This window comes from Vogesella lacus (assembly GCF_979366295.1).
Window position 1 is genome coordinate 82,548 of the sequence record NZ_CEETQT010000006.1, and the last position, 24,972, is coordinate 107,519.

General features: G+C 58.1%; 27 protein-coding genes. 10 read left to right on the forward strand and 17 right to left on the reverse strand.

What is annotated here, in order from left to right:
* Positions 1-18 precede the first annotated feature (18 nt).
* The 4 genes from nusB to ACZ9W6_RS09235 all read right to left on the reverse strand — a co-directional run bounded on the left by nusB (position 19) and on the right by ACZ9W6_RS09235 (position 2,872).
* Positions 19-471, reverse strand: a complete 453-nt coding sequence (gene nusB, locus ACZ9W6_RS09220) for a transcription antitermination factor NusB (RefSeq protein WP_465190816.1) — start codon at positions 469-471, stop codon at positions 19-21.
* A gap of 72 nt (positions 472-543) precedes the next feature.
* Entirely contained in the window at positions 544-1,011 is a 468-nt protein-coding gene (ribH, locus tag ACZ9W6_RS09225; RefSeq protein ID WP_465190817.1) for a 6,7-dimethyl-8-ribityllumazine synthase, read from the reverse strand.
* Positions 1,012-1,057: 46 nt separating this feature from the next.
* Positions 1,058-2,173, reverse strand: coding sequence for a bifunctional 3,4-dihydroxy-2-butanone-4-phosphate synthase/GTP cyclohydrolase II (gene ribBA, locus ACZ9W6_RS09230; RefSeq protein ID WP_465190819.1), 1,116 nt, complete (start codon positions 2,171-2,173; stop codon positions 1,058-1,060).
* Between the two features lie 87 nt (positions 2,174-2,260).
* Entirely contained in the window at positions 2,261-2,872 is a 612-nt protein-coding gene (locus ACZ9W6_RS09235; protein WP_465190820.1) for a riboflavin synthase subunit alpha, read from the reverse strand.
* A 171-nt stretch (positions 2,873-3,043) separates the two neighbouring features.
* Here ACZ9W6_RS09235 and ACZ9W6_RS09240 point away from each other — a divergent pair, with 171 nt between their 5' ends.
* The 5 genes from ACZ9W6_RS09240 to ACZ9W6_RS09260 all read left to right on the forward strand — a co-directional run bounded on the left by ACZ9W6_RS09240 (position 3,044) and on the right by ACZ9W6_RS09260 (position 7,377).
* Positions 3,044-4,654: a peptide chain release factor 3 gene (locus ACZ9W6_RS09240; protein ID WP_465190821.1), complete on the forward strand. Its 1,611-nt coding sequence runs from the start codon at positions 3,044-3,046 to the stop codon at positions 4,652-4,654.
* Positions 4,654-5,517 carry a mechanosensitive ion channel domain-containing protein gene (locus ACZ9W6_RS09245; RefSeq protein ID WP_465190822.1) on the forward strand — a complete coding sequence of 288 codons (864 nt, stop codon included), beginning with the start codon at positions 4,654-4,656 and terminating at the stop codon, positions 5,515-5,517. The genes ACZ9W6_RS09240 and ACZ9W6_RS09245 overlap by 1 nt, the downstream gene beginning before the upstream one ends.
* Positions 5,518-5,519: 2 nt before the next feature.
* On the forward strand, positions 5,520-6,170 hold the full coding sequence (locus ACZ9W6_RS09250) for a TetR/AcrR family transcriptional regulator (protein WP_465190823.1): 651 nt from the start codon (positions 5,520-5,522) through the stop codon (positions 6,168-6,170).
* A gap of 130 nt (positions 6,171-6,300) precedes the next feature.
* On the forward strand, positions 6,301-7,014 hold the full coding sequence (folE, locus tag ACZ9W6_RS09255; RefSeq protein ID WP_465190824.1) for a GTP cyclohydrolase I: 714 nt from the start codon (positions 6,301-6,303) through the stop codon (positions 7,012-7,014).
* Between the two features lie 192 nt (positions 7,015-7,206).
* The gene (locus tag ACZ9W6_RS09260; protein ID WP_465190825.1) at positions 7,207-7,377 is read left to right on the forward strand and encodes a hypothetical protein; all 171 of its coding nucleotides are present in this window, start codon (positions 7,207-7,209) and stop codon (positions 7,375-7,377) included.
* Positions 7,378-7,458: 81 nt separating this feature from the next.
* Here the strand turns inward: ACZ9W6_RS09260 and argS are convergent, their stop codons facing one another.
* From argS to ACZ9W6_RS09290, 6 genes are all read right to left on the reverse strand, one after another.
* Complete coding sequence (argS, locus tag ACZ9W6_RS09265; protein WP_465190826.1) at positions 7,459-9,177, reverse strand: arginine--tRNA ligase; 1,719 nt, start codon at positions 9,175-9,177, stop codon at positions 7,459-7,461.
* A gap of 87 nt (positions 9,178-9,264) precedes the next feature.
* Positions 9,265-10,311 (reverse strand): MBL fold metallo-hydrolase, encoded by a 1,047-nt coding sequence (locus tag ACZ9W6_RS09270; RefSeq protein ID WP_465190827.1) that lies wholly within the window; start codon positions 10,309-10,311, stop codon positions 9,265-9,267.
* Between the two features lie 99 nt (positions 10,312-10,410).
* Positions 10,411-11,760, reverse strand: a complete 1,350-nt coding sequence (gene trhP, locus ACZ9W6_RS09275; RefSeq protein ID WP_465190828.1) for a prephenate-dependent tRNA uridine(34) hydroxylase TrhP — start codon at positions 11,758-11,760, stop codon at positions 10,411-10,413.
* Between the two features lie 22 nt (positions 11,761-11,782).
* Positions 11,783-12,202, reverse strand: coding sequence for a hypothetical protein (locus tag ACZ9W6_RS09280; protein WP_465190829.1), 420 nt, complete (start codon positions 12,200-12,202; stop codon positions 11,783-11,785).
* A 155-nt stretch (positions 12,203-12,357) separates the two neighbouring features.
* Positions 12,358-12,570, reverse strand: a complete 213-nt coding sequence (locus ACZ9W6_RS09285; RefSeq protein WP_465190830.1) for a hypothetical protein — start codon at positions 12,568-12,570, stop codon at positions 12,358-12,360.
* 8 nt (positions 12,571-12,578) lie between these two features.
* Entirely contained in the window at positions 12,579-13,415 is an 837-nt protein-coding gene (locus ACZ9W6_RS09290; protein ID WP_465190831.1) for a ferritin-like domain-containing protein, read from the reverse strand.
* A 96-nt stretch (positions 13,416-13,511) separates the two neighbouring features.
* Between ACZ9W6_RS09290 and fliW the strand changes: the two genes are divergently transcribed.
* Positions 13,512-13,955 (forward strand): flagellar assembly protein FliW, encoded by a 444-nt coding sequence (gene fliW, locus ACZ9W6_RS09295; RefSeq protein ID WP_465190832.1) that lies wholly within the window; start codon positions 13,512-13,514, stop codon positions 13,953-13,955.
* A 68-nt stretch (positions 13,956-14,023) separates the two neighbouring features.
* Here the strand turns inward: fliW and ACZ9W6_RS09300 are convergent, their stop codons facing one another.
* From ACZ9W6_RS09300 to pmbA, 3 genes are all read right to left on the reverse strand, one after another.
* The gene (locus tag ACZ9W6_RS09300) at positions 14,024-14,512 is read right to left on the reverse strand and encodes a disulfide bond formation protein B (protein WP_465190833.1); all 489 of its coding nucleotides are present in this window, start codon (positions 14,510-14,512) and stop codon (positions 14,024-14,026) included.
* A gap of 27 nt (positions 14,513-14,539) precedes the next feature.
* Entirely contained in the window at positions 14,540-15,673 is a 1,134-nt protein-coding gene (locus ACZ9W6_RS09305; protein ID WP_465190834.1) for a patatin-like phospholipase family protein, read from the reverse strand.
* Positions 15,674-15,808: 135 nt separating this feature from the next.
* On the reverse strand, positions 15,809-17,161 hold the full coding sequence (gene pmbA / locus ACZ9W6_RS09310) for a metalloprotease PmbA (RefSeq protein ID WP_465190835.1): 1,353 nt from the start codon (positions 17,159-17,161) through the stop codon (positions 15,809-15,811).
* A gap of 112 nt (positions 17,162-17,273) precedes the next feature.
* On the opposite strand from pmbA, the gene yjgA reads away from it, so the two are divergent.
* From yjgA to trpC, 4 genes are read left to right on the forward strand one after another with little or no spacing between them, the layout of a single operon-like run.
* Complete coding sequence (yjgA, locus tag ACZ9W6_RS09315) at positions 17,274-17,831, forward strand: ribosome biogenesis factor YjgA (RefSeq protein WP_465190836.1); 558 nt, start codon at positions 17,274-17,276, stop codon at positions 17,829-17,831.
* Positions 17,828-18,403 (forward strand): molybdopterin adenylyltransferase, encoded by a 576-nt coding sequence (mog, locus tag ACZ9W6_RS09320; RefSeq protein ID WP_465190837.1) that lies wholly within the window; start codon positions 17,828-17,830, stop codon positions 18,401-18,403. Before yjgA ends, mog begins: the two co-directional genes overlap by 4 nt.
* Complete coding sequence (locus ACZ9W6_RS09325) at positions 18,400-19,353, forward strand: YheT family hydrolase (RefSeq protein ID WP_465190838.1); 954 nt, start codon at positions 18,400-18,402, stop codon at positions 19,351-19,353. Before mog ends, ACZ9W6_RS09325 begins: the two co-directional genes overlap by 4 nt.
* 19 nt (positions 19,354-19,372) lie before the next feature.
* The gene (gene trpC / locus ACZ9W6_RS09330; protein ID WP_465190839.1) at positions 19,373-20,161 is read left to right on the forward strand and encodes an indole-3-glycerol phosphate synthase TrpC; all 789 of its coding nucleotides are present in this window, start codon (positions 19,373-19,375) and stop codon (positions 20,159-20,161) included.
* A 98-nt stretch (positions 20,162-20,259) separates the two neighbouring features.
* Here trpC and ACZ9W6_RS09335 read toward each other — a convergent pair whose 3' ends face one another.
* From ACZ9W6_RS09335 to ACZ9W6_RS09350, 4 genes are all read right to left on the reverse strand, one after another.
* Entirely contained in the window at positions 20,260-21,207 is a 948-nt protein-coding gene (locus ACZ9W6_RS09335) for an ABC transporter permease (RefSeq protein ID WP_465190840.1), read from the reverse strand.
* 10 nt (positions 21,208-21,217) lie between these two features.
* Positions 21,218-22,315: an ABC transporter permease gene (locus ACZ9W6_RS09340; RefSeq protein WP_465190841.1), complete on the reverse strand. Its 1,098-nt coding sequence runs from the start codon at positions 22,313-22,315 to the stop codon at positions 21,218-21,220.
* Positions 22,312-23,835: an ABC transporter ATP-binding protein gene (locus tag ACZ9W6_RS09345; RefSeq protein WP_465190842.1), complete on the reverse strand. Its 1,524-nt coding sequence runs from the start codon at positions 23,833-23,835 to the stop codon at positions 22,312-22,314. The genes ACZ9W6_RS09340 and ACZ9W6_RS09345 overlap by 4 nt, the downstream gene beginning before the upstream one ends.
* 141 nt (positions 23,836-23,976) lie before the next feature.
* Positions 23,977-24,936, reverse strand: a complete 960-nt coding sequence (locus ACZ9W6_RS09350; RefSeq protein ID WP_465190844.1) for a BMP family lipoprotein — start codon at positions 24,934-24,936, stop codon at positions 23,977-23,979.
* Between the last annotated feature and the right edge of the window lie 36 nt (positions 24,937-24,972).

Consider the following 24,972-nt stretch of genomic DNA (forward strand, 5'->3'; position numbering starts at 1 on the left):
TGTCATTCAGGATGGCGATTACTCGGCCGACTGGCGACGGCGACGATTGGCTTCAACCTCTTCGCCACGCGCATCGGCAGCCAGCTTGTCCAGCACGCCATTGACGAATTTGTGGCCGTCAGTGCCACCGAAGGTCTTGGCGATCTCGATCGCCTCATTGATGATGACCGGATACGGCGTCTGCGGATGTTCGCACAGCTCGAATGCCGCCATCAGCAAGATGGACTTCTCGACCGGGCTGACTTCGGCCTCGTCACGCTCGTAGTACGGTGCCAGACGCGGGGCCAGTTCAGCCCTCTTGCTCAACACGCCGAACAAAATCTCGCGGAACAGCGCCTCGTCAGCCTTGCTGAAGTAGTCGTTCTCCCTGAGATGACGCTCGATCAGGGTGGCCGGACGGTCGGCGTTGATCAGTGATTCATAAATGCCCTGAACGGCAAATTCGCGGGCACGGCGGCGTGCAGTTTTCATCGGAATTCCTTTTATAAAGATCGCTTGCGGCCAACATGGCCAGGCAATGGCCACCCTCGGGCGGCCTCAGACTCAGGCGCGCAAGGCCTTGTGCAGATTGACCATCTCGATTGCCACTTGCGCTGCCTCTTTACCCTTGACCGACATGCGCACTTCGGCCTGCTCGTCGGTTTCGGTGGTCAGCACGGCATTGGCAACCGGAATATCGAAATCCAGACCGACACGAGTCACGCCCGCGCCGGATTCATTGGATACCAGTTCAAAATGATAGGTCTCGCCGCGAATCACCGCACCCAGTGCGATCAGCGCATCGAAACGGCCACTCTTGGCCATGGTCTGCAGCACCAGCGGGATTTCGAGCGCGCCCGGCACAGTTGCCAGCGTCACGTCTTCCGGCTTGACGCCCAGCGCCACCAGCTCGGACAGGCAGGCATCACGCAAGCCATGACAAACCAGCTCGTTAAAACGGCCCATGACGACACCGATTTTCAGACCTTCACCCGACAGATCCGGGGAGATACGCTTGACTTGATCCAGCATCCGGCGCTCCTTAGCAGCGAGACAATCACAAAAAAAGGGGGCTATTCTAATCCAAATCGGCGGCGACGTCTGCCGGCTGCACAAAACCGGACACTTCCAGCTCGAAGCCGGACATCGACGGCAGATTGACCGGCGCCGACATCAGCTTCATCTTGCCCACGCCCAGCGAACGCAGCATCTGCGCGCCGATACCGAAGGTCTTGCTGTCCCAACGCTGACGACGATTCTTGGGCACATTATCCGGCAAGGCGCGCAGCAGCAGATCCTCGCCCGACTCCTGACGATGCAGCAGGATCACCACGCCCTTGCCCTGCTTTTGCACATACTGCAAGGCGCTCGGCAGATTCCAGCTGTGCTTGCCGCTACCCGGGTCCAGCATGTCCATCACCGACAGCGGCTCGTGCACGCGCACCAAGGTTTCGTCAGTCATCGAAGGTTGGCCGCAAACCAGCGCAAGATGGGTTGCCTTGGTCAGGATGTCCTGGAACACATGCAGACGGAAGTCGCCGAACGGCGTGGCCAGATCGCGCTGACCGACTTCTTCGACAAAGCACTCGGTACGGCTACGGTAGTGGATCAGGTCGGCAATGGTGCCGACTTTCAGGTCATGCAGCTTGGCAAACTCCAGCAGCTCCGGCAGGCGCGCCATGGTGCCGTCGTCGTTCATGATCTCGCAGATCACGGAAGCCGGCTCCAGACCTGCCAGGCGCGACAGATCACAACCTGCTTCGGTATGGCCGGCACGCACCAGCACGCCGCCATTCTGCGCCTTCAGCGGGAATACATGACCCGGCTGTACGATGTCGCTCGGCTTGGCGTCCCGCGCTACCGCCACTTGCGTGGTCAAGGCGCGATCCGCCGCCGAAATACCGGTGGACACCCCTTCCGCAGCCTCGATCGACACAGTGAAGTTGGTGCCAAAGCTGGTGCCGTTATTGGTCGCCATCATCGGCAGATTCAGCTGCTTGCAACGCGCTTCGGTCAGCGTCAGGCAGATCAGGCCACGGCCGAACTTGGCCATGAAGTTGATCGCCTCCGGCGTCACATGCTCGGCCGCCATCACCAGATCGCCTTCGTTCTCGCGATCTTCCGCATCCATCAACACCACCATCTTGCCCGCCTTGATATCGGCGATGATGTCCTGCACCGGGGAAATTGCCATGCTTTCTCTCCTGCCCCGTCTGCCAGCCGCAAACCGGGCGTCAATATTGTTCAGTACCGGCACGCGGCCAACGTTGGCCGCAAACCATCAGGCCTGGCGCGCTGCCAGCACCCGCTCAACCGTGTCCACAATCGCCTGCGTTTGCGGGTCGATTTCGATATTCAGCAGATCGCCCGCCTGGCGCACGCCCATCAGGGTGCGCTGCAGGGTTTCGGGGATCAGGCATACACAAAAACCATCGGCTCGCACATCGGCAATGGTCAGGCTGCAGCCATCCACCCCGATATAGCCTTTCTTCAATACATACTTCATCAACTGCTCCGGCATGCTGATCCACACCGTGCAGTTGTCTGGCGTAGTGATGACTTCGCTCACGCTGGCCGTACACATCACATGGCCGGACATCGCGTGGCCGCCTATGTCGTCGCCGAACTTCGCCGCACGTTCGACATTGACCGCATCGCCCACCTTCAGCGCACCAAGATTGGTCAGGCGCAAGGTCTCGGCCATCAGGTCAAAGCTCACCACCTCGCCGTCGATACGGATAACGGTCAGGCAGCAGCCGTTATGCGCCACCGAGGCACCAAGCTGCAAACCCGGCAGCAGTTCGCCAGGCAAGCGCACATGATGGGTGCGGAATGCGGTTTTTTCATCAATCGCCACCACGGTGGCCATTCCCTGCACAATGCCGGTAAACATGGATATCGAATGCCTTGATCACTTTACAGGCTTGCGATTGTACCCCCGACACTGGCAAAAGTCCCCACGGCCATGCATGGCGCCTAAGGCAATGACAAGTGCAGACTCGGCACAAGACCGGGTTTTCCGTTACAATCCAAGGTTTTCCAGCATTAGCCAAACCGAATTCCCATGTCCGCCGAACTGACCCGCATTGCCGATGAAGTGGCCCGTCGCCGCACCTTCGCCATCATTTCCCACCCTGACGCTGGTAAAACCACGCTGACCGAGAAACTGTTGCTGTTTTCGGGTGCCATCCAGATGGCCGGTACGGTTAAAGGCAAGAAGGGCGGCAAGTTTGCCACCTCCGACTGGATGGAAATCGAAAAGCAGCGTGGCATTTCGGTAGCCTCGTCGGTGATGCAGTTCGACTACCGCGACCACACCGTCAACCTGCTGGACACCCCGGGCCACCAGGACTTCTCGGAAGACACCTACCGCGTACTGACTGCGGTCGACAGCGCGCTGATGGTGATCGACGCGGCCAAGGGCGTGGAAGAACAGACCATCAAGCTGCTGAACGTTTGCCGCCTGCGCAATACGCCTATCGTCACCTTCATGAACAAGTACGACCGTGAAGTGCGTGATAGCCTGGAGCTGCTGGACGAAGTCGAGAATGTGCTGAAGATCCGCTGCGCACCGATTACCTGGCCGATCGGCATGGGCAAGTCCTTCCGCGGCGTGTACAGCCTGCTGTCCGACGAAGTCATCCTGTTTGAAGCCGGCAGCGAAAAGCTGATTACCGACATCGAGGTGATCAAGGGCATCGACAATCCGCGCCTGGACGAGTTGTTCCCGCTGGAAATGGAACAGCTGCGCATGGAGATCGAGCTGGTCAAGGGTGCCTCCAACGAGTGGAATCTGGACGAGTTCCTCGCAGGCGAACTGACGCCGGTGTTCTTTGGCTCCGCCATCAACAACTTCGGCGTGCGCGAAATTCTTGACGCACTGATCAACTGGGCACCGGCGCCGCAGCATCGCGACGCCACCGTGCGTGACGTCGAGCCGACCGAAGGCAAGTTCTCCGGTTTCGTATTCAAGATCCAGGCAAACATGGACCCGAAACACCGCGACCGTATCGCCTTCCTGCGCGTATGCTCGGGCAAGTTCGAGCGCGGCATGAAGATGAAACACCTGCGCCTGAATCGTGACATCGCCGCCAGCTCGGTAGTGACCTTCATGTCGCACGACCGCGAAATCGTCGAAGAAGCCTTTGCCGGCGACATCATCGGCATTCCGAACCACGGCAACATCCAGATCGGCGACAGTTTCTCCGAAGGCGAAGAGCTGACCTTCACCGGCATTCCGTTCTTTGCACCGGAAATGTTCCGCAGCGTGCGCATCAAGAACCCGCTCAAGCTCAAGCAGCTGCAAAAAGGCCTGCAACAGCTGGGCGAAGAAGGCGCCGTACAGGTCTTCAAGCCACACAATGGCGGCGACCTGATTCTGGGTGCAGTCGGCGTGCTGCAGTTTGAAGTCGTAGCCTCAAGGTTGGCCGCAGAGTACGGTGTGGATGCGGTGTTCGAGTCCTGCAGCATCTGGTCAGCTCGCTGGTTCAGCTGCGACGATCGCAAGAAGCTGGAAGAATTCGGCAATGCGCTGGTGATGAATATCGCCACTGATGCTGGCGGCAACCTCGCCTACCTAGCACCAAACCGCGTAAATCTGTCTTTGACCCAGGAACGCTGGCCCGATATCGTGTTCCACGAAACCCGTGAACACGCCGTCAAGCTCAACGACTGATGACCAATCTGAACATTCCCGGCTGGCTAGAGCCCATCCTGCAGGATTACGGCTCCGACTTTCTGCGCTCGACCTCGCTGATCCTGATCCTGATCGTGCTGCACCTGTCGATTGCCCGCGCACTCGCGAGTAACGAACAGGTGCCGGTCGACGTGCGCCGCCACTGGGTGATCAACGTCCGCAACTCGCTGTTTATCGTCGGGGTGCTGGGCCTTCTGGTGATCTGGGCACGTGAGCTGCAGACCATTGCACTGTCGATGGTGGCCTTTGCCGCCGCCTTCGTGCTAGCCACCAAAGAGGTACTGATGTGCCTGGCTGGTGGCCTGGTACGCTCGCTGTCCAACAGTTATTCTCCGGGCGATCTGATTCGCGTTGGCGAACTGCGCGGCCGCGTACTCGACATCAATATGCTGACCACCTCGATTCTGGAAATCGGCCCGAACCAGAATGGTCATCAGCTGACCGGTCACAAGCTGATTTTCCCCAACAGCCTGCTGCTGTCCCATGCCGTCGAGCGCGAGGACTTCACCGGCGAATACGTGATGCACATCATCACCGTGCCGCTGCCTTATACCTTGGCACCGGCCCGCGCCGAACGCAGCCTGCTGGCGATTGCCCAGGATGTCTGCGCACCGCACCTGGATGCAGCCAGACAGCATATGGCTATGCTGGAGGCCAAGATGCTGATGGACACCCCATCCGTGGAACCTCGCATCGCGATTCAGCCCTTCAACGACAAGGAATACCGTCTGGTGGTGCGCATGGCGCTGCCGCCGCGCGAGCGTCAGCGTATCGAGCAAACCATTCTGCGCCGCTTCCTGTTTGACTGCTTCCCCGAAAACGAAGTAGCGGAGAGCCACTGATCATGGCCAAGACCCGCATCAAGACTTACGACCGCATCATCAACGAAAGCCTGGCGCTGTTTAACCAGCATGGCGAGCGGCACATCACCACCAATCACATTGCCGCCCACCTGACCATCAGCCCGGGCAATCTGTACTATCACTTCCGCAACAAGGAAGAGATTGTTCACCAGATTTTCCTGCTGTATCGCCAGTTCATCATCGAAAAGCTGGCCGTGCCGCAAAACGACCTGGTGGCGGTGTCTGATCTCGTCAATTATCTGGATGCCGCCTTCGAAGGCATGTGGCGCTTCCGCTTCATGTTCTACGATCTGCCCGGCCTGATGGCGCGTAATCCGGCAATGCAGCAGGATTACCACCAGTTCATCAACTGTGAACTGCAAGAAATCCTCGAAGGCCATTTCCGCCGTTTCGTGCAGCTGGGCATGCTGGACATGCCGCTGGAAGACATCAAACCGGTGTCGACCAATATCTGGCTGGTAGTGAAATTCTGGTTTGCCTTCGAGCAGACCGCCCGTCCGGAAGAGCCGATTTCACTGGCCTCCGGCCGCAGAGGTGTACAGCAGGTGCTATCCTTGCTGAAGCCTTACGTCACTACTGCCTTCAAGCCGGCCTTTGCCGCGCTGTATGAACACGACTTTCAGGACAGCTGACGTGCCGCTTTAAATTGCGGCCAACGTCCCAATCTGCTGCCTACCCCCTATACCGGCCTGACTGCCCGGCAGCCTATGACCACCCCGGAGACTCGCCTACCCGGCACACTCCGGCACCAGGAGACCATGCGTGACTACTGACAATCCGAATTCCGCAAACACTGCAAACTACAAGCCGGCAGCCTCCAGCCGCATTCGCGACCGCATTCGCCAGGCCAAACAGCGCTTCCACGCCAATGACAATATCTCGGCCTTTATCGAGCCGGGCGAACTGGAAGAGTTGCTGGACGAAGTGCAGGAAAAAATGCAGGCCGTACTGGAAAGCCTGGTCATCGACACCGACAGCGACCACAACACCCAGGACACTGCCCGTCGCGTGGCCAAGATGTACCTGAATGAGATTTTCAAGGGTCGCTACCTCGCTCAACCCCCGGTCACCGAATTCCCGAATGCCGAGCATCTGAACGAGCTGATGATTGTCGGCCCGATTACCGTACGCAGCGCCTGCTCGCACCATCTGTGCCCCATCATCGGTCGCGTGTGGATCGGCATCATGCCAAACCAGCAGTCCAATCTGATCGGCCTGTCCAAATATGCGCGCTTGGCCGAGTGGATCATGAGTCGTCCGCAAATCCAGGAAGAAGCCGTCGTCCAGTTGGCTGACCTGCTGGAAAACAAGATGAGCCCGGACGGCCTCGCGGTCGTGATGGAGGCGGATCACTATTGCATGCACTGGCGCGGCGTCAAGGACATGGACTCCAAGATGATCAACAGCGTGATGCGTGGCGCTTTCCTGCGCAATCCTGACCTACGCAAAGAATTCCTGTCACTGCTGCCAAAATAAGCAGCAAACCACTGCAGATAGTCGTCACAAGGCAAGTCTCGTCAACATTTTGTAGAGATATGAGGCTTGCCAGCATCATTTCCTGCGTTGCAGCAGTGAAAGCATTGCCAAAAACTTTTGTCCGTGTAATTAATAAGTAATGCAAGAGGTTTTAAATCCCCTTGCAGCCAGTTGATTACTCGGAGAAATGCCATGGCACGCTTTCATCCCAGATCAGATTTTGTGCAGGTGCGCGCAGAGATGCGCAGCAACGAACTGACAGGCAAACCGATGCCGCGGGCGACGCCCAGCGACATTCGCAATGCCAATGCCAGGCGCGAAATCGAAAGACGGCGTATGGAGCGCGAATCGCGCGATCTGTAATCAAAAAAAGGGCTTGCATCCGCAAGCCCTTTTCCTTTTGGCAACAAGGTTGGCCGCATGCGGCCAACCTTGCCCAAACTTTTACATCACTTCCAATACCGCAATGCCCAAGAGGCCCAGGCCAGTCTTCAGCGTCTTGGCCGTTGCCGCTGCCAGCTGCAGACGGCTCTGACGTACTTCGCCTTCGCTCTTCAGGATCGGGCACGCTTCGTAGAAGCGCGAGAACAGTGTTGCCACGTCATACAGATAGCTGCACAGATGATGCGGCTGGCTGCTGGCCGCCACGGCATTCACCACCTCTTCAAAGCGGCTCAACGCCACAGCCAGTGATTTCTCAGCCGGCTCACTGATGACAATGGCAGCCTGCTGATCATAATCCTCAGCCTTGCGCAGCACGCTCTGCACGCGGGTATAGGCATACTGCAGATACGGCGCAGTATTGCCTTCAAAGCTCAGCATCGCATCCCAGTCAAAGATGTAGTCGGTATTGCGGCTCTTGCTGAGGTCGGCATACTTCAGCGCGCCGATACCAACAGCCTGAGCGATCTCGCGACGCTCCGCTTCCGGCAGCTCGGCATTCTTGGCGGAAACCAGCTGATAAGCACGCTCGATGGCTTCATCCAGCAGTTCGACCAGTTTGATGTTCTCGCCCGAGCGGGTTTTCAGTGGCTTGCCATCCGGCCCCATGATGGTGCCGTGGCCAACGTGCTCGAAATCAGCGGCCTCGGGCAACCAGCCTGCCTTGCGCGCGGTGGTAAACAGCTGCTGGAAATGCAGGCTCTGGCGCGAATCAACCACGTACAAAGCACGATCCAGCTTCAGCGTGTTCACACGGAAGCGGATGGCACCCAGATCGGTAGTCGCGTACAGATAGCCGCCACCCTGCTTTTGCACGATGAAAGCTGCCGGCTCGCCTTCCTTGTTCTTGAACTCATCCAGGAACACCACTTGCGCGCCCTGGTCTTCGGTCAGCAGGCCTTTTTCGCGCAGCTCGTTGACCAGCACCGGCAAGTCGGCGTTGTAGAAGCTCTCGCCACGCACGTCATCATCATTCAGCAGCAAGCCCAGCTTCTGGTAAATCGCATTGCAATGCGCCAGCGACAGCTTGACGAACTGCTGCCACAGCGCCAGCACTTCAGCATCGCCGGATTGCAGCTTCACCACATAGTCACGAGCGAGGTCAGCAAACGCTTCGTCTTCGTCAAAGCGCTTTTTCGACTGCTTGTAGAAGGTATCCAGATCCTTCAGCTCGACCGCAGCATCACCGGCCTTTTGCGTTTCGACCATATAGGCCACCAGCATGCCGAACTGGGTGCCCCAGTCGCCCACGTGGTTCTGACGCACTACCTCGTGGCCGATAAAGCTGTTCACCCGCACCAGCGCATCACCGATGATGCCGCCACGCAGATGGCCGATGTGCATTTCCTTGGCAAGGTTCACCGACGAGTACTCGACCATTACGCGGCGTGGAGTAACCTCGCTGATACCCAGCTTGTCATCCGCCAATGCCTGCGCGATACGAGCAGCGATAAAAGCCGGATCCAGATGGATATTGATGAAGCCGGGGCCGGCAATCTCGATCTTGCCGGCGATACCGGTCAGATCCAGCGCTGCCACAACCTGCTCGGCCAGCGCACGCGGGTTGGTTTTCATCGCCTTGGCCGCACCCATCACCCCGTTGGCCTGAAAGTCGCCAAACTCCGGCTTGCCAGCCGGCTGGATCACAGGGTTAGGATTGTCGATACCAACCGCCATCATGGCGGCGGCAACACGGTCGTTAAGCAGTTGCTGGATGGTCATGTCTGTCCTGAAAAATCAAAGGCCGGCCAAATGGCCGGCGAGATGCAATGCACAAATTGTAAGGCTTTCGCGCCTTGCGGCCAACCTCTAGCCGCCTTGCGGCATGCGATATGTGCCGCCCAGCGGCAACAGCCGGAACGCGTCCGGCGCGACGCCACGCTTTTGCCGTGCCGCGGGCAGATCATCCAGCGGCGCATCAACCGCCTCGTTAGCCAGCGCAAACGCGCCCCAGTGCACGCCGATTGCCTCTTTGGCTGCAACATCCTTGAAGATACGCACCGACTCTTCCGGATTCACATGCTGTGAACGCATGAACCAGCGCGGCTCGTAAGCACCCACTGGCAACAAAGCCAGATCGATGCGGCCAAGGCGCTTGCCGATATCGCGGAACAGCGCCTGCTCATAGCCGGTATCGCCTGAGTACCACACCGTCTGCGCCAGCGTTTTCATTGCAAAACCGGCCCACAAGGTCTGGTTGGTATCCCACAGACTGCGCTTGCTCCAATGCTGTGCCGGCGTGGCGGTGAACTCGACCTGCCCCACTCTGGCCTTTTGCCACCAATCCAGCGCCATTACGCTGCGTGCGCCGCGTCCGGCCAGCCACTCATCAACCCCCAGCGGCACCACGAAACGCGGCTGACCGCCTTCCTGCGCCAACAGCGCATCGATGCTGTCACGATCGAGATGGTCAAAGTGATTATGCGAGATCAGCACCACATCAATGCGCGGCAGCTGCGCCAGCGTTGCCGGCAAAGGTGTCAAACGACGCGGCCCCAGCCACTGCACCGGCGATACGCGCGCGGAGAAAATCGGGTCGATCAGGATATTCAGCTCGCCCAGTTGCAACAGGCCACTGGCATGGCCCAGCCAGGTGTAGCTGGTTTGCTGCCGGTTCAGTTTCAGCCAGGCAAAATCCGGCGCTTGCTGCGCAATGCGCTGCGGGCGTTGAACCACAGCTGGCGCGATGAATGTCTCCCAACGCCAGCGCACGATGTCAGCGAGGCTCGGCCGATGAAAGGGATAGAGATTACGAAAGCCGTCTTCATCACGATTCGGCGAATTCAGCGTGGATTCGGGCGCACCACAGGCGGCCAACAGCAAGGTCAGAAAGGGAATCAGTTGGCGTAAGCGCACCGGCTTGCTCCGTCATGCAAAATGCAAATTATGACAAAGGTTGGCCGCAATAAAAATGCCGCCATGCAAATGGCGGCATTTTTAGCAGGTGGGCTGCGATTACAGCAGGCGTGCCAGCAAGGCTTTTTCCATGCCAGCCATGCCCGGAATCTTCACCTTGATACCGTTACCCGGCGCAACCGAAGTGGCCTCGCCATTGCGGGTCATCTCGGTCAGCTCGACAGTGCGATTGCCGCTCGGGTGAATGATCTCGACACGATCACCGACAGCAAAGCGGTTCTTCACGTCAATCAGCGCCCAGCCATCGGCATCGACTTCAACTACATCGCCGACATACTGGCTCTGTTTGGCCAGCGAGTGACCGGACAGGTAGTTCTGGTGCTCTTGCGTCTGGTGACGCTCGAGGAAGCCCGGGGTGTAACCACGGTTGGCCAGACCTTCCAGCTCGGCCAGCAGGCTGTAGTCAAACGGACGACCGGCCACTGCGTCGTCGATCGCGCGACGATAGGTCTGCGCGGTACGCGCCACGTAGTACAGACTCTTGGTACGGCCTTCGATCTTCAGCGAGTCGACGCCAATCTTCACCAGCTTCTCCACCTGCTCGACAGCGCGCAGGTCTTTCGAGTTCATGATGTAGGTGCCGTGCTCGTCTTCCATGATCGGCATCATTTCGCCCGGGCGATTGCCCTCTTCGATCAGGTAAGTCTTGTCGGCCAGCGGGTGACGCTCCTGGCTACCGCAGCTGGAGAAGCTCTGATTGGCTTCTTCCAGCGCCTTGCCAAAGTCGAAATCAATCTTCTGCGGCTTCACGTCACCGGCGTCGTCACCCTGGGTGTCGTGCACCTTGTAGTCCCAACGACAGGCGTTGGTACAGGTGCCCTGGTTCGGATCGCGATGATTGAAATAGCCGGACAGCAGGCAGCGGCCCGAGTAAGCAATGCACAGCGCGCCGTGCACGAAGACTTCCAGCTCCATGTCCGGGCATTCCTGACGGATTTCGGCGATCTCGTCGAGGCTGAGTTCACGCGACAGGATGATGCGCTCCACGCCCATCTTCTGCCAGAACTTCACCCCCATATAGTTGGTGGTATTGGCCTGCACCGACAGGTGGATAGGCACATGCGGCCAACGTTCGCGTACCATCATGATCAGACCCGGGTCTGCCATGATCAGCGCGTCCGGATTCATCTCGATCACCGGTTCCATGTCGGACATATAGGTCTTGATCTTGCTGTTGTGCGGCAGGATGTTGCTGGCCACAAACAGCTTTTTGCCACGGGCATGCGCTTCTTCGATGCCGATGCGCAGCTCTTCCAGCTTGAAGTCGTTGTTGCGGGCACGCAGGGAGTAACGCGGCTGGCCGGCGTAAACCGCATCGGCGCCAAAGTCATAAGCGGCGCGCATTTTGTCCAGCGTACCGGCTGGCAGGAGCAATTCTGGTGATTTCATCGGGTGGGTATCCAGTGAAAGATCAATGCGTCAGACAGGAAACCGGCAAGGCGGCCAGATCAGGGGCGATAAACACGCTGCGCGCCTCGTCTTCCTGCAGTTTTTGTTCAGAATAGTATTCGGCAACCAGGGCACGAGCATTGGCCAGCATGTCGGCATTCGCTGCAGCGAAAGCATCCCAGTCATCGAGTTGTTCCGGATGATGGGCGATGCGGTCATACATAATGGTCAGCAGTGCCATGGTCAGTGTGTGGTGATACTTTTGTATCGCGCCCTTGGCCATGGCGTAGCGCGACAGGCTGTAAGCACAGCGCGCCGCCGCCTCCCTGGCAGCAAAACGCTGGCGGTAGGCCCATGCTGCCTGCAGATGGGCCAGATGATTGAATTGCTCGGCTGGCAGGGTATGGTTTTCCAACCCGCTCAGCAGTGCTTGTGCGTCCATGTGTGTGGTAATCCTGGAGTCTTGCAAAGACAAAAGGCCCCGATCAGGAGCCTTTTGCCAAGCTTTTGGTGCGGCGCGATTATGCGCCTCGTCGCCAGTAGCGTCAAGCAAGCACGTCGCAAATAACCCTACTCAAGTCGCTGTTTCATAAGGCATTAGCGGCGTGTGCTTTTCATGATAGCCAGCAATCCCAAAAGCTGGGCAACAAAACCCGCAGCCATGCCGATGAGGCTGAGCATTGCCAACGGTGCCGACTCGCTGGCCAGCTGAAATCCAGCCGAAGCCAGCATGAAAATCACCGTGCCCATCAGCATGAACAGGATGGCAAAACGGCGCTCGGCACACAGGCGCTGAAAAAAACGATTCATATCAATACTTATCCTTGCCAGGCCGGGGACTTGGAGTGGGTCACAGCAAAGTCCTCCAGCATTTTCAGTTCGAAATCGGTAAAGCCCGCCGCCTTGCGAGCGGTGAGATTGTAAGCGCCACGCAGGGGATCGACCGCATACTCGCGCAACAGTTCACGAAATGTCGCCAGCGGCTCCAGACCACGTTGGCCGCAAAGCCAGGTAAACCAGTAGTTGCCGGCCTGCACATGACCGATTTCATCGCGCAGCACAATATCCAGCACCGCCACGCTTTCCTTGTCGCCAATCTGCCAGAGTTTTTTCTGGATCGGCGGCGTGGCATCCAGCCCGCGCGCCTCCATCACCCGCGGCACCAGCGCCATGCGCACCAGCACATCATGATCGGTTTTGACCGTCATTTCCCACAGCCCGGCATGGGCAACAAAGTCACCATAGGCAAAACCGAGTGACTGCAGACGGCCGCAAAGCAGGTCGAAATGTTCGGCCTCTTCGGCCGCGATACGCAGCCAGTCGGTGACGAACTCGTCCGGCATCTCGCGAAACCGCCATGCCGCATCCAGCGCCAGATTGATGGCATTGAACTCGATATGCGCGATCGCATGCAGCAAAGCCGCATGTCCCTCCTTGCTACCGATACCACGCCTGGGCACGGCAAAAGCCGGCACCAGCTCGGGCCGCGGTGGTTGGCCGGGCTCGAGCAGACGAAACGGCAAAGGTTGCGCAGCCACATCACGCGACAGGCGGCCAGCAAGCCACGCCTGATAACAGGCTTTAGCAGACGCCACCTTTTGCCACGGATCGGCTGATTGCAAGGCAAAGAGAATGGATTGGTACAGATCAGTCATGGCGCGGCATTTTAACCAGAAATCTTTGCTGTAAGACAGATGACAATACCGAAGCGTCATGCATAATTAGTCTGTCAACAACAAGGAGGCAATACCATGCTGTTCAAGTCCAATCTGCTGGGTGAAGTAGAAGTCGATGAAAATACGGTAGTCACATTTGACAAAGGCCTCCCTGCTTTCGAAGATTGCACCCGTTTCAAACTGTTTCATGACGAGCTGTCAGACCAGCCTTCGGTTTTCTGGATGCAGTCGCTCGACAATCCCGATGTACTGTTCAGCGTAACCGACCCGGCCAAACTGGGTATCCGTTACGAAATTCTGCTCAGCGACGAAGAAATTGCCAGCCTGCAGCTAAAAAATCCTGACGATGCCGCCGTATTGCTGATCATCTACCGCGACTCCCCGATTGAGCCGGCCCACCCCGCGCTTGGCCACATCCGTGCCAATCTGCGCAACCCGCTAGTGATCAATATGGCCACCTGCAAAGCCTTGCAAAAATCCACACTTAACTGCGACATCTTGCTGCATAACCGCAGCTGATCTTCGCGAGTGCAAATCAAACAAAAAGCCGCAGCATGCTGCGGCTTTTTGTTTGGTCGCAAGTTCAATCAGGCATCCTTGCGGAAACCGTTCCACAGAGACAAGGTCACCATGCCCAGCATGAACACACCCACCCAGAACGGCATCGACTGCCCCATGAATGTCCAGTCAATCACGGCGCACTCGCCGCTACCCTTGAAGACACGCTGCAGCACTTGCTGAAACGGCAGGGTTTCCATCATGAAATCCAGCCCCGGGCCGCAAGCTGGCACTTCTTCCGGCGGCAAATGCTGTAGATACACCTGCCAGGCAGAAACACTGCCACCCGCCACAGCAGCCAGCGAGATCAGCGCCGACGAGTACTTGGCCACCTTGCCTCGCACATTGCCGATAGCAGCCAGCATCGCCAATACCCCGACCGCAATCACTCCTACACGCTGGAAGATGCAAAGCGGGCACGGCTCCAGGCCCAGCACATGCTGCGCATACAAGGCATAGGCCATGGCCAAGGCACACAGAACTGCAATCAACAGATAAACCAAACGTTTACTAAGCATTCACCCCCCGATTAAAAGCCATGCAAGTCAGGCCAGAAAATTCGTGATTTCATCGCGCCTTGCCAGGGCGTCTTTATACCCCAGATCTATCAGTTCCTTGCAATAGTCTGGCTCGAATAATAAATAACTTGCCAAAGCCGAGCCTCGCTTCTTGCCTGCCCCGGCGCCGCGCAGCAGAAACTTCATCGAAGACGGAAAGCTCGAAAAATATCTTGCCGCAATACCATCCAGCGACTCGCTGGGCGAAATATTGAATACTTCCACCCGCTTCAAGGCCGTCTTGCCGCTACAGCGGATATGCTCGTCCAGCAAGGAAACCGTGTGATTGACACGGGTCAGCCGCTCCATATCAGCCGACATGCTATCAAGGAAAATACTGTTCAATAAATGGCCGAAAATCTGTGCCAGTGATGGTGCATTGATCTGCTGACGACGCTCAGCACTACGCTCGCCATGCGAGGCGAGATTGATGACAAACAGCCGCTCGGCCCCCAGATGCAAGGCTGGCGACAAGGGCGCCATTTGCCGTATTGCGCCATCACAATAAAAGCGACCGTCGATTTGCGCTGAAGGGAAAATCAGCGGAATGGCCGAGGTGGCCATCAGGTGCTCCATCGTCAGCTGCCCACGCAAACCCAGGCGCTGATGCCGATGCCAGCCTTCAATATGCGGCTGCCCTTCGAAGAAACTGACTGAATGTCCGGTGGTGTAACAGGATGCGGTCAGGGAAATAGCCTGCAAGGCCCCCGAATCTATCGCCTCCTGCATGCCGTTGAGCCGCACAGCCTTGTGCAAAAAGTGCCGCAGCGGGTCATTATCGAGAAATGATGGCGGGTTATGAATCAGCTTGCCGCCCGTAAACAGCGAGCCACCCCACAACAAGGCATTGCGCAAAAAGAATGGCCAGTCCGCACGATAGACATCCTCGACATGCAAGGACTTCCACATTTGCGCGAGATAAGCCGTGGTGCGCCTGAAGTGACGCGCACCCGCCGCCAGACCGACAGCGTTGATGGCACCGGCAGATGTACCGCTGATAACGGGAAAAGGGTTGGCCGCATTGCGCGGCAAGATGCGCGCCACCGCCATCAAGACGCCAGCCTGATAGGCCGCCCGCGCACCACCACCCGCCAGCACAAGACCTACAACCGGTTTACTCATTTGCGGCCCCCTTTCTTGTTATCAGCCGTTCAAACGAAATCCGATCATCCAGAATATGCAGAAAGGCCTGCCAGCCATCGCCAGTCAGGCCTTCTTTGTGATTGTAGCCAGCCGAAATCAACACCCCAAGCGGGATCAGTCTTCGCCGGCCACCATCATGCTGGCGAGCAGCACCGAGCCCATATGACGGCTGCCACGCTTGTCGAGGTCATCGCCAATCGCATCGATATTCAGCAACATGTCTTTCAGATTGCCGGCAATGGTAATCTCTTCAACCGGATAGGCAATCACGCCGTTTTCCACCCAGAAACCACTGGCACCGCGCGAATAATCGCCAGTCACCATATTCACTCCCTGCCCCATCAGCTCGGTCACCAGCAAACCGGTACCCATGCGCTGCAAAATCGCCTCGAGGCCGCCCGTCAAGGTTGGCCGCACCAGCAGATTGTGCGCACCACCGGCATGACCGGTGCTTTGCATGCCCAGCTTGCGTGCGGAGTAACTGGCCAGGAAATAGCCATTGAGCACGCCATTGCTGATCCACTGCCGCTCGCGTGCCGCAACGCCCTCATCATCACTGCTGCAACTCGCAAGGCCACGCACTACAAAAGGATTTTCATCAATCGTGATGTTGGCCGCACACACCTGCTGGCCGAGGCTATCCAGCAGGAAACTCGATTTACGATACAGGCTGCCACCACTGGTTGCCTGCACCATATGCCCCAGCAGACTGCCGGCAATCGGCGCCTCGAACACCACCGGATACTGACCGGTCTTGATACGACGGCCATCCAGACGGCGCACGGTGCGCTCGCCAGCCATGCGGCCAACCTCGGCAGCAGACAGCAGATCATCAGCGCAACGCGCCGAGCTATACCAGTAATCGCGCTGCATCGACTGCTGGCTCTCGGCCACCACCGCGGTCGACAGGCTGTGACGCGTAGTGCTCTGGGTCGACATGAAGCCATTGCTGTTAGCGTAGCAATGACGGCTGGCATGACCGCCTACCGTCCCACCTTCAGAATTACTGATGCGGGCATCAACGGCGCGGGCCGCAGCCTCGCAGGCACGCGCCAGCTCGATAGCCGACTCCACCGGCAAATCCCACGGGTGATAAAGGTCCAGCTCGCGCTCGCTGCCCTTCGGCAACAGCAAGTCCGGATCAGCCAAGCCAGAGCAGTCGTCCTCGGCAGTGTAGCGTGCGATATCCAGCGCAGCCTGCACCGTGTCACGCAAGGCTTTGGCAGAGAAGTCCGAAGTGCTGGCATGGCCTTTTTTCTTGCCAAGATACAGCGTCACCGACACGCCCTTGTCACGGGTGTATTCGATGGTTTCCACCTCGCCAAGACGCACGCTGACATTCTGGCCACTGCCTTCGGAAATATCGGTTTCCACCGCCGTCGCGCCACCGGCACGCGCAAGATCCAGCACGGTGGCCGCCAGGTCTTCCAGTGCCTGGTTCGAGTAGGAAAAAGTCTGTTCGGACATTGTGTGACTTTCAGTAAAAATCGACATGAACGCCAGCAGCCACGATGTTTGTGCGGTGCCAGGACGTGCTTTTCCGGTATCATACCAGCTTGAACCTGATACTAGCCTTACCATGTCTGATTATCGCAAACAAGAAGCCGCCCAAACCCCTGTCAGCAAATCGCAGAAAAAACGCGATATGGATCATCTGCAGGAGGTTGGCCGCCAGCTGACCGAACTGCCGGTACAAAAGCTGAAGAAGATGCAGCTGGATGAATTCCTGCTGGCCGCCGTGCTTGATCACCAGCGTATTTCGGCCAACGGCGCCAAGCGTCGCCAGCTGCAATACATCGGCAAGATCATGCGCGACATCGACCCGGAACCGATCGAAGCCCAGCTGGCCGCCATGAAAGGCGACTCCGCCACGCATACCCGCTGGCTGCACCTGATCGAGCGCTGGCGCGAACGCCTGCTGGAAGACGACAAGTATATCCAGCAGCTGATCAGCGAATTCCCGGGCATCGAAGTGCAATCTCTGCGCACCACCGTGCGCAACGCCCGCAAGGAGCGCGAGGAAAACAAGCCGCCAAAGGCCTCTCGCCAGCTGTTCCAGCTGCTGAAAGAGCTGATGCCAGAGCAAGGCAAACCCACTGACAACCGTCCCGACGAAGAGCAGGAAGACGAGGCATGACAATCAAGATTGGACTGGTATCCATCTCTGACCGCGCCAGCCAGGGCATTTATGAAGACAAGGGCATTCCTGCTCTCGTCGACTGGCTGAGCCTGGCCATCAGCAGCCCGTTCAGCACCGAAACCCGTCTGATTGCCGACGAACAGCCCGTGATCGAAGCCACTCTGCGCGAGCTGGTCGATGAGCATGGCTGCCACCTGGTGCTGACCACTGGCGGCACCGGCCCAGCGCCACGCGATGTGACGCCGGAAGCAACGCTGGCCGTGGCCGACCGCGTAATGCCGGGTTTCGGCGAACAGATGCGCCAGATCAGTCTGAAATTTGTCCCGACCGCCATCCTCTCGCGCCAGGTCGGCGTGATTCGCAAACAGAGCCTGATCCTGAATCTGCCCGGCCAGCCCAAGGCGATTCGCGAAACGCTGGAAGGCGTGCGTCAGGACGGCATCGTCACCGTCCCCGGCATTTTCGCCGCCGTACCATACTGCCTCGACTTGATCGGCGCGCCACGGATGGAAACTCGCGAAGAAGTCGTCAAGGCCTTCCGCCCCAAGTCCGCCAGCAAGCCGGCATGAGCTACCGGGCACCCGGCTGGCTGCCCGGCAGCCATTTGCAAACCATCTGGCCAGCGCTTGTGCTCAAGGGCCGTGCACCGGCTTACCGACGTGAAATCTGGCCGACGCCGGATGGCGGCCAGATTGCAGCAGACTTTGTCGATGGCCAGGCAGGCCAGCCGCTGCTGGTATTGTTTCACGGGCTGGAAGGCAGCAGCCGCAGCCACTACGCTATCGCCCTGATGCGCGCCGTCAAAGCTGAGGGCTGGCATGGCGTCGTGCCGCACTTTCGCGGCTGCGGTGGCATCGAGAATCACCAACGCCGCGCCTATCACGCTGGCGATGCCGAAGAAATCAGCTGGATACTGCAAAGGTTGGCCGCAAGCCATAAGGGCCCGCTGTTTGCCGCTGGCGTGTCGCTGGGCGGCAATATGTTGCTGCGCTATCTGGCCGCCGCTGGCAGCACGGCCATTCCGCAAGCTGCCGCTGCAGTTTCCGCGCCGCTGGATCTGGCTGCCGCCAGTACCCGGCTGGACCGCGGCCTGTCTCGTCGCATTTACACCCGTATGTTTCTGGATACGCTGATTCCGAAATCGGCGCAGCAACATGCCAGACATCCCGACCTGTTCGATCTGGCCCAGGTACGCCGCAGCAAGACATTTACCGAATTCGACAATCTGGTGACCGCGCCCTTGCATGGCTATCGCGATGTGCACGATTACTGGCAACGCGCCAGCAGCAAACCGGTGCTGCGCGACATTCTGCGGCCAACCCTGGTGCTGAATGCGCGCAACGACCCGTTCCTGCCTGCACACGCCCTGCCCAATGCCCATGAAGTCGGCCCGGCCGTGACACTGGAGCAACCCGAGCACGGCGGCCATGTCGGCTTTGTCAGCGGCCCGTTTCCGGGCAAACTCGACTGGTTACCCGCGCGGCTGTTAGGCTTCTTCCAGAACCATCTTCCCCATTGATGCATCAAGAGAGAGTTGCATGTCTGACATCCTGAACAAAATTTGCGCCACCAAGCACGAAGAAGTCGCCGCCCGCCTGCCTGTGCGCTCGCTCGCCAGCGTACGCGCCGATGCCGAAACCCTGGGTGGCCAGCGCGACTTTGTTGCTGCGATTCGTGCCAAGCATGCCGCGCAGCAAGCGGCGGTGATTGCCGAAATCAAGAAAGCCAGCCCGAGCAAAGGTGTGATTCGTGCCGACTTCCAGCCGGCCGACATCGCCCGTCAGTATCAATCGGCCGGTGCCGCCTGCCTGTCCGTGCTGACCGATGCGCCCTACTTCCAGGGCCACGAATCCTATCTGCAAGCTGCACGCGAGGCCTGCAGCCTGCCGGTGCTGCGCAAGGATTTCATGGTTGATGCCTACCAGATCTACGAAGCCCGCGCGATCGGAGCCGACTGTATTCTATTGATTGCCGCGGCACTCGATCTGCCACAAATGCTGGATTTCGAAGTACTGGCACACGAGCTGGGCATGGCCGTGCTGGTCGAGGTGCACAACGAGAAAGAACTCGAAGCCGCGCTGCGCCTGAACACGCCGCTGGTCGGCGTCAACAACCGCAATCTGCGCACCTTCGAAGTCAGCCTCGATACCACCTTGCGCCTCCTGCCTGAAATCGGCAGCGAGCGCATCGCCGTCACCGAAAGCGGCATCCTCAGCCGTGCTGACGTAAAACTGATGCGTGACAACGCGGTACACACCTTCCTGGTGGGCGAGGCCTTCATGCGTCAGCCAGATCCGGGCATCGGCCTGTCAGAGCTGTTTGCCTGAGCCTTGCGGCCAACGTTGGCCGCAGACGCAAAAAAGCCGGACGCCATGTCCGGCTTTTTTGTTGCTTGCATTGCCGGCTTTCGCCGGCAAGCTAGCGCTTAACGCGACTTCACGAACGGGATGCCGATCGCCTTCGGCGCAACCGCACGGCCCATGAAGCCCGCCAGCAGCACCACAGTCAGCACATACGGAATCGCCTGGATAAAGGCGTCCGGGATGCTGCCGATCAGCGGCAGCTCGGTACCTTGCAGACGAATCTGGATCGCATCAGTGAAGGCAAACAGCAAGCAGCCGGTAACCGCTGCCCAAGGACGCCATTTACCGAAAATCAGCGCCGCCAGCGCAAGGTAACCCTTGCCCGCCGTCATGTCGTCGATAAAGGCACCGGTCTGCGCCAATACCAGATAAGAACCTGCCACGCCACACAGGGCACCACCGATGATCTGTGCGGAATAGCGCACCATTTTCACACTGACGCCAGCCGAGTCAGCCGCATGCGGGTTTTCACCCACCGCGCGCAGACGTAAACCATAACGGCTCTTGAACAGCACCCAGCTGACCGCAAAAATCACGGCCAGCGCGATGTACACCAGAACATTGTGACCGAAGATAAACTTCAGCCAAGGCGTATGGGCAATCACGTCGGCGTACGGCAGATCGATAGCCGTAAAGCGACCTTCGTCCGACAGCGTCGGGGTACGGCCACCCTGCTGGAACCAGGCCAGCGCCAGCACCGGCGTCAGACCGGACACCATCATATTGATGGCCACGCCGGAAATCAGCTGGTTACCGTTGTAAGTAATCGATACCAGACCATGCAGCAGCGCCACCATTACGCCTGCCATCATGCCGGCAGCCAGACCCGCCCAAGGCGAATCCAGCAGATAGGCAGCACATGCCGAAGCAAAGGCTGCGGCCAACATCTTGCCCTCCAGCGCGAGGTCAACGACACCCGAACGCTCGGAGAACAAGCCCGCCAGCGCCGCCAGAATCAGCGGCGTAGCGACGCGAATGGTGGCATCAAGAACACTGAAAATGACATCCATGTGCGACCCCTTATTTCTTCATCATTTTCTTGAATGCCAGCGCCAGCGGCGTCTGGAACAGGTTTTCCATCGCCCCGCAGAACAGGATGATCAGGCCTTGCGTCAGAATGATCATGTCCTGGGTAATCGCCGGTTTCTCGAACGACAGATCCAGACCGCCCTGCGTCAGCGCACCAAACAGCAGGGCCGACAGCAGAATACCGAAAGGATGGTTACGCCCCATCAGCGCCACGGCGATACCGACAAAACCGATACCATTGGTGAAGCCCAGATTCATGCGGTGGGTGGAACCCAGCAACTCGTTGACCGACGCCAGACCAGCCAGCGCACCCGAGAAGCACATGGCAACAATCAGCACCTTGGCCACCGGCATGCCGGCGTAGCGAGCAGCCTTCTCATTGAGGCCAACGGTACGCAGCTGGTAACCCCAACGGCTGTGCCATACTGCCAGATAGAACACTACCAGCATGATCAGCGCCAGGAAGAAGGTCGCATTCAGCGGTGTAACTGGCAGCTCGAAGCCCAGCGGCGCAAACACCTCATGCAACATCGGCACCCATGAAGACTCGGCAAACAGCCGCGTTGCAGGCGTCTGCGAACCTGGCATGATCAACTTGTCCACCAGCAACCAGGTCATCAAGGCACTGGCGATGAAGTTGAACATGATGGTGGTCACCACGATATGGCTGCCACGCTTGGCCTGCAGATAACCCGGCACAAAGGCCCAGGCTGCACCAAACACCATGGCTGCAATCATGGCCAGCGGAATCACCGCCCAGCCCGGCATCCAGTCAAACGCCAGACAGGCCAAGGTAATACCCAGACCCGCCAGATACATCTGGCCTTCACCACCGATATTGAACAGGCCGGCATGAAATGCCGCCGCCACCGCCAAGCCGGTAAAGACAAAGCTGGTGGTGTAGAACAAGGTGTAACCGATGCCTTCCGGATAACCGAAAGCACCGTGAATCATGATCTGCAAGGATTCGATCGGATCTTCGCCGATCAGCATGATTACCAGGCCGGAGATAAACAGCGCGGCCATCAGATTAAGTACCGGCATCAGCCACAAGCTAGCCCAGCGCGGCATATTGGTCGCCTGACTCATTTATGTCCCCCCATCAGCAGGCCCAGTTCGGTAGCAGTTGCCTTGGACGCCGGCAACTCGCCGCTAATCTTGCCGCCATTCATGACGATGATGCGGTCGCTCAAAGCCAGAATCTCGTCCAGTTCGACCGATACCAGCAAGATCGCACGACCTTCATTACGCAGCTCCATCAGGCGCTTGTGAATGAACTCGATCGCGCCGATATCCACACCACGGGTCGGCTGGCCAACCAGAATCATCACCGGATTGGAGTCGATCTCGCGCGCCAGAATAACCTTTTGCTGATTACCGCCCGAAAACAGACCGATACGACTGAAGGCATTGGCCGGGCGAACATCGAACTCTTCGATAAAACGCTGGCAGCGCTCAAGAATCGCCTTGCGATTGAACAGAATGCCCTTCTGGATGGCCGGATCATTCTGATAGCCGAGAATGGCGTTCTCGTAAATCAGGAAGTCCTTGACCATACCTTCGCGCGAGCGATCTTCCGGCACATGGGCAATACCCAGCTTGCGGAATGCCGCAGCCTTGGGCTCTTTGCTCTTGAAGCTTGTCAGCTCCTCGCCCTTGAAACACACCGAGCCCTGGCTTGCCTCACGCATGCCGGACAGGATTTCCAACAGCTCAGACTGTCCATTACCCGATACGCCGGCGATACCGACGATTTCGCCAGCGTGCAATTTGAAGTTCAGGTCTTCCAGCAACTTCACACCGCGGGTATCAACCAGGGTCAGACCGGCAACTTCCAGCACCACCTCACCGACTTGCACCTCAGGCTTGTCGAACTGGAGATTGACCTTGCGGCCAACCATCAGGTCAGCCAGATCTTCCTTGGTGACATCACGCGTCACGACATTGCCGACGATCTCGCCAGCACGCATCACGGTAACGGCATCAGTAATATCGAGCACTTCACGCAGCTTGTGCGTGATCAGCAGGATGGTCTTGCCCTGTGCTTTCAGCAAACCCAGAATGCGGAACAGGTCGTCAGCCTCCTGCGGCGTCAGAACGGCCGTCGGCTCGTCGAGAATCAGGATATCCGCACCGCGATACAGCGCCTTCAGAATCTCGACGCGCTGCTGCTCACCCACGCCGAGCTCGCCAACCACTGCGTCAGGGTCAACCTGCAAGCCATAGTCCTGATTGAGCTTGGCCAGATGCTCTCTGGCGGCAGCCATGCTGCCTGCGAGCACATTGCCCTGCTCCGCACCCAGAATGATGTTTTCCAGTACGGTAAAGGTATCAACCAGCATGAAATGCTGGTGCACCATACCAATCCCCTTCGCGATAGCATCGTGACTATTGCGAATGCGGACTTCCTTGCCTTCCAGGCGAATCTTGCCTGAGTCAGCTTGGTAATAGCCGTAAAGAATGCTCATCAGGGTCGACTTGCCGGCGCCGTTTTCACCAATAATGCCGTGAACGGTTCCTTTTGCGACACCAAACGATATGTTCTTGTTGGCATGGACTTCGCCAAAATACTTATTGACGCCAGTCAGCTCGATTGCGAGTTCTGCCATATGTTTAACTTTCGATCCAGATTCACTCGACATGGGCCTACACAGAAAGCATAGTTTTCCTGCCCACGAAAGCACACGGCAAGCAGGATTAGCTGCTTGCCGTGCGGGACCGTCCGGGATCAGACGATTTGAAACAAAGGGTTACTGTACCGGGCAGCTATTCGCGGCACGATAGTCAACCACTTTTACCTTGCCAGAAATGATGTCTTTCTTGGCTTGAGCAACCTTGGTCTCCACTTCCTTGGATACCAGTTTGCGGTTGTTGGCATCCAGCGCCCAATCCACGCCGCCTTCTTTCAGACCCATGGTGATCACGCCGGACTTCCAGCTGTTGTCTTTGCCTTGCAGCATGGCATTGTAAACAGCGTTATCAACGCGCTTGAGCATCGAAGTCAATACAAAGCCAGGGAACAGGTGGTTCTGGTTGGAATCCACGCCGATACCCAGCTTGTTCTTGTCCTTGGCAGCTTGCAGTACGCCCATGCCGGTACCACCAGCAGCGTGGAATACCACGTCTACACCACGGTCAAACTGGCTGCGAGCCAGCTCACCACCGCGGGCAGGGTCATTGAAGGCCTGAGGCGTGGTACCAGTCATATTGGAAACCACTTCCACCTTGCCGTTGGCAGCCTTGGCACCCTGGGTGTAGCCGCAACCAAAGGCGCGGATCAGCGGCACATCCATACCACCGATAAAGCCTACCTTGCCGGACTTGGATGCCAGTGCAGCAGCCATGCCTACCAGGTAAGAGCCTTCCTGCTCCTTGAATACCACGGACTGTACGTTATTGCCCTTGGCAACATCGTCAACGATGGTGAACTTGACGTTCGGGAACTCGGCAGCCACGGTCTGGACAGCCTGAGTGAAGGAGAAACCCACGGCGATGATCAGGTTGACATTGCGGCGAGCCAGGTTACGCAGAACCTGTTCTTTCTGGGCTTCGTTGGCAATCTGGGCTTCGCGATAAGCGATGCCGGTAGCCTTCTTGAAGCGCTCGGCGCCAGTGTAAGCAGCTTCGTTGAAGCTCTTGTCAAACTTGCCTGCCTGGTCGTAAACCACGGCCGGTACATAAGCCCAGCTTGCCGATGCAACCAGCATCATTGCAGCTGCCGCAATTCCTCGCTTGGAAAAATGCAT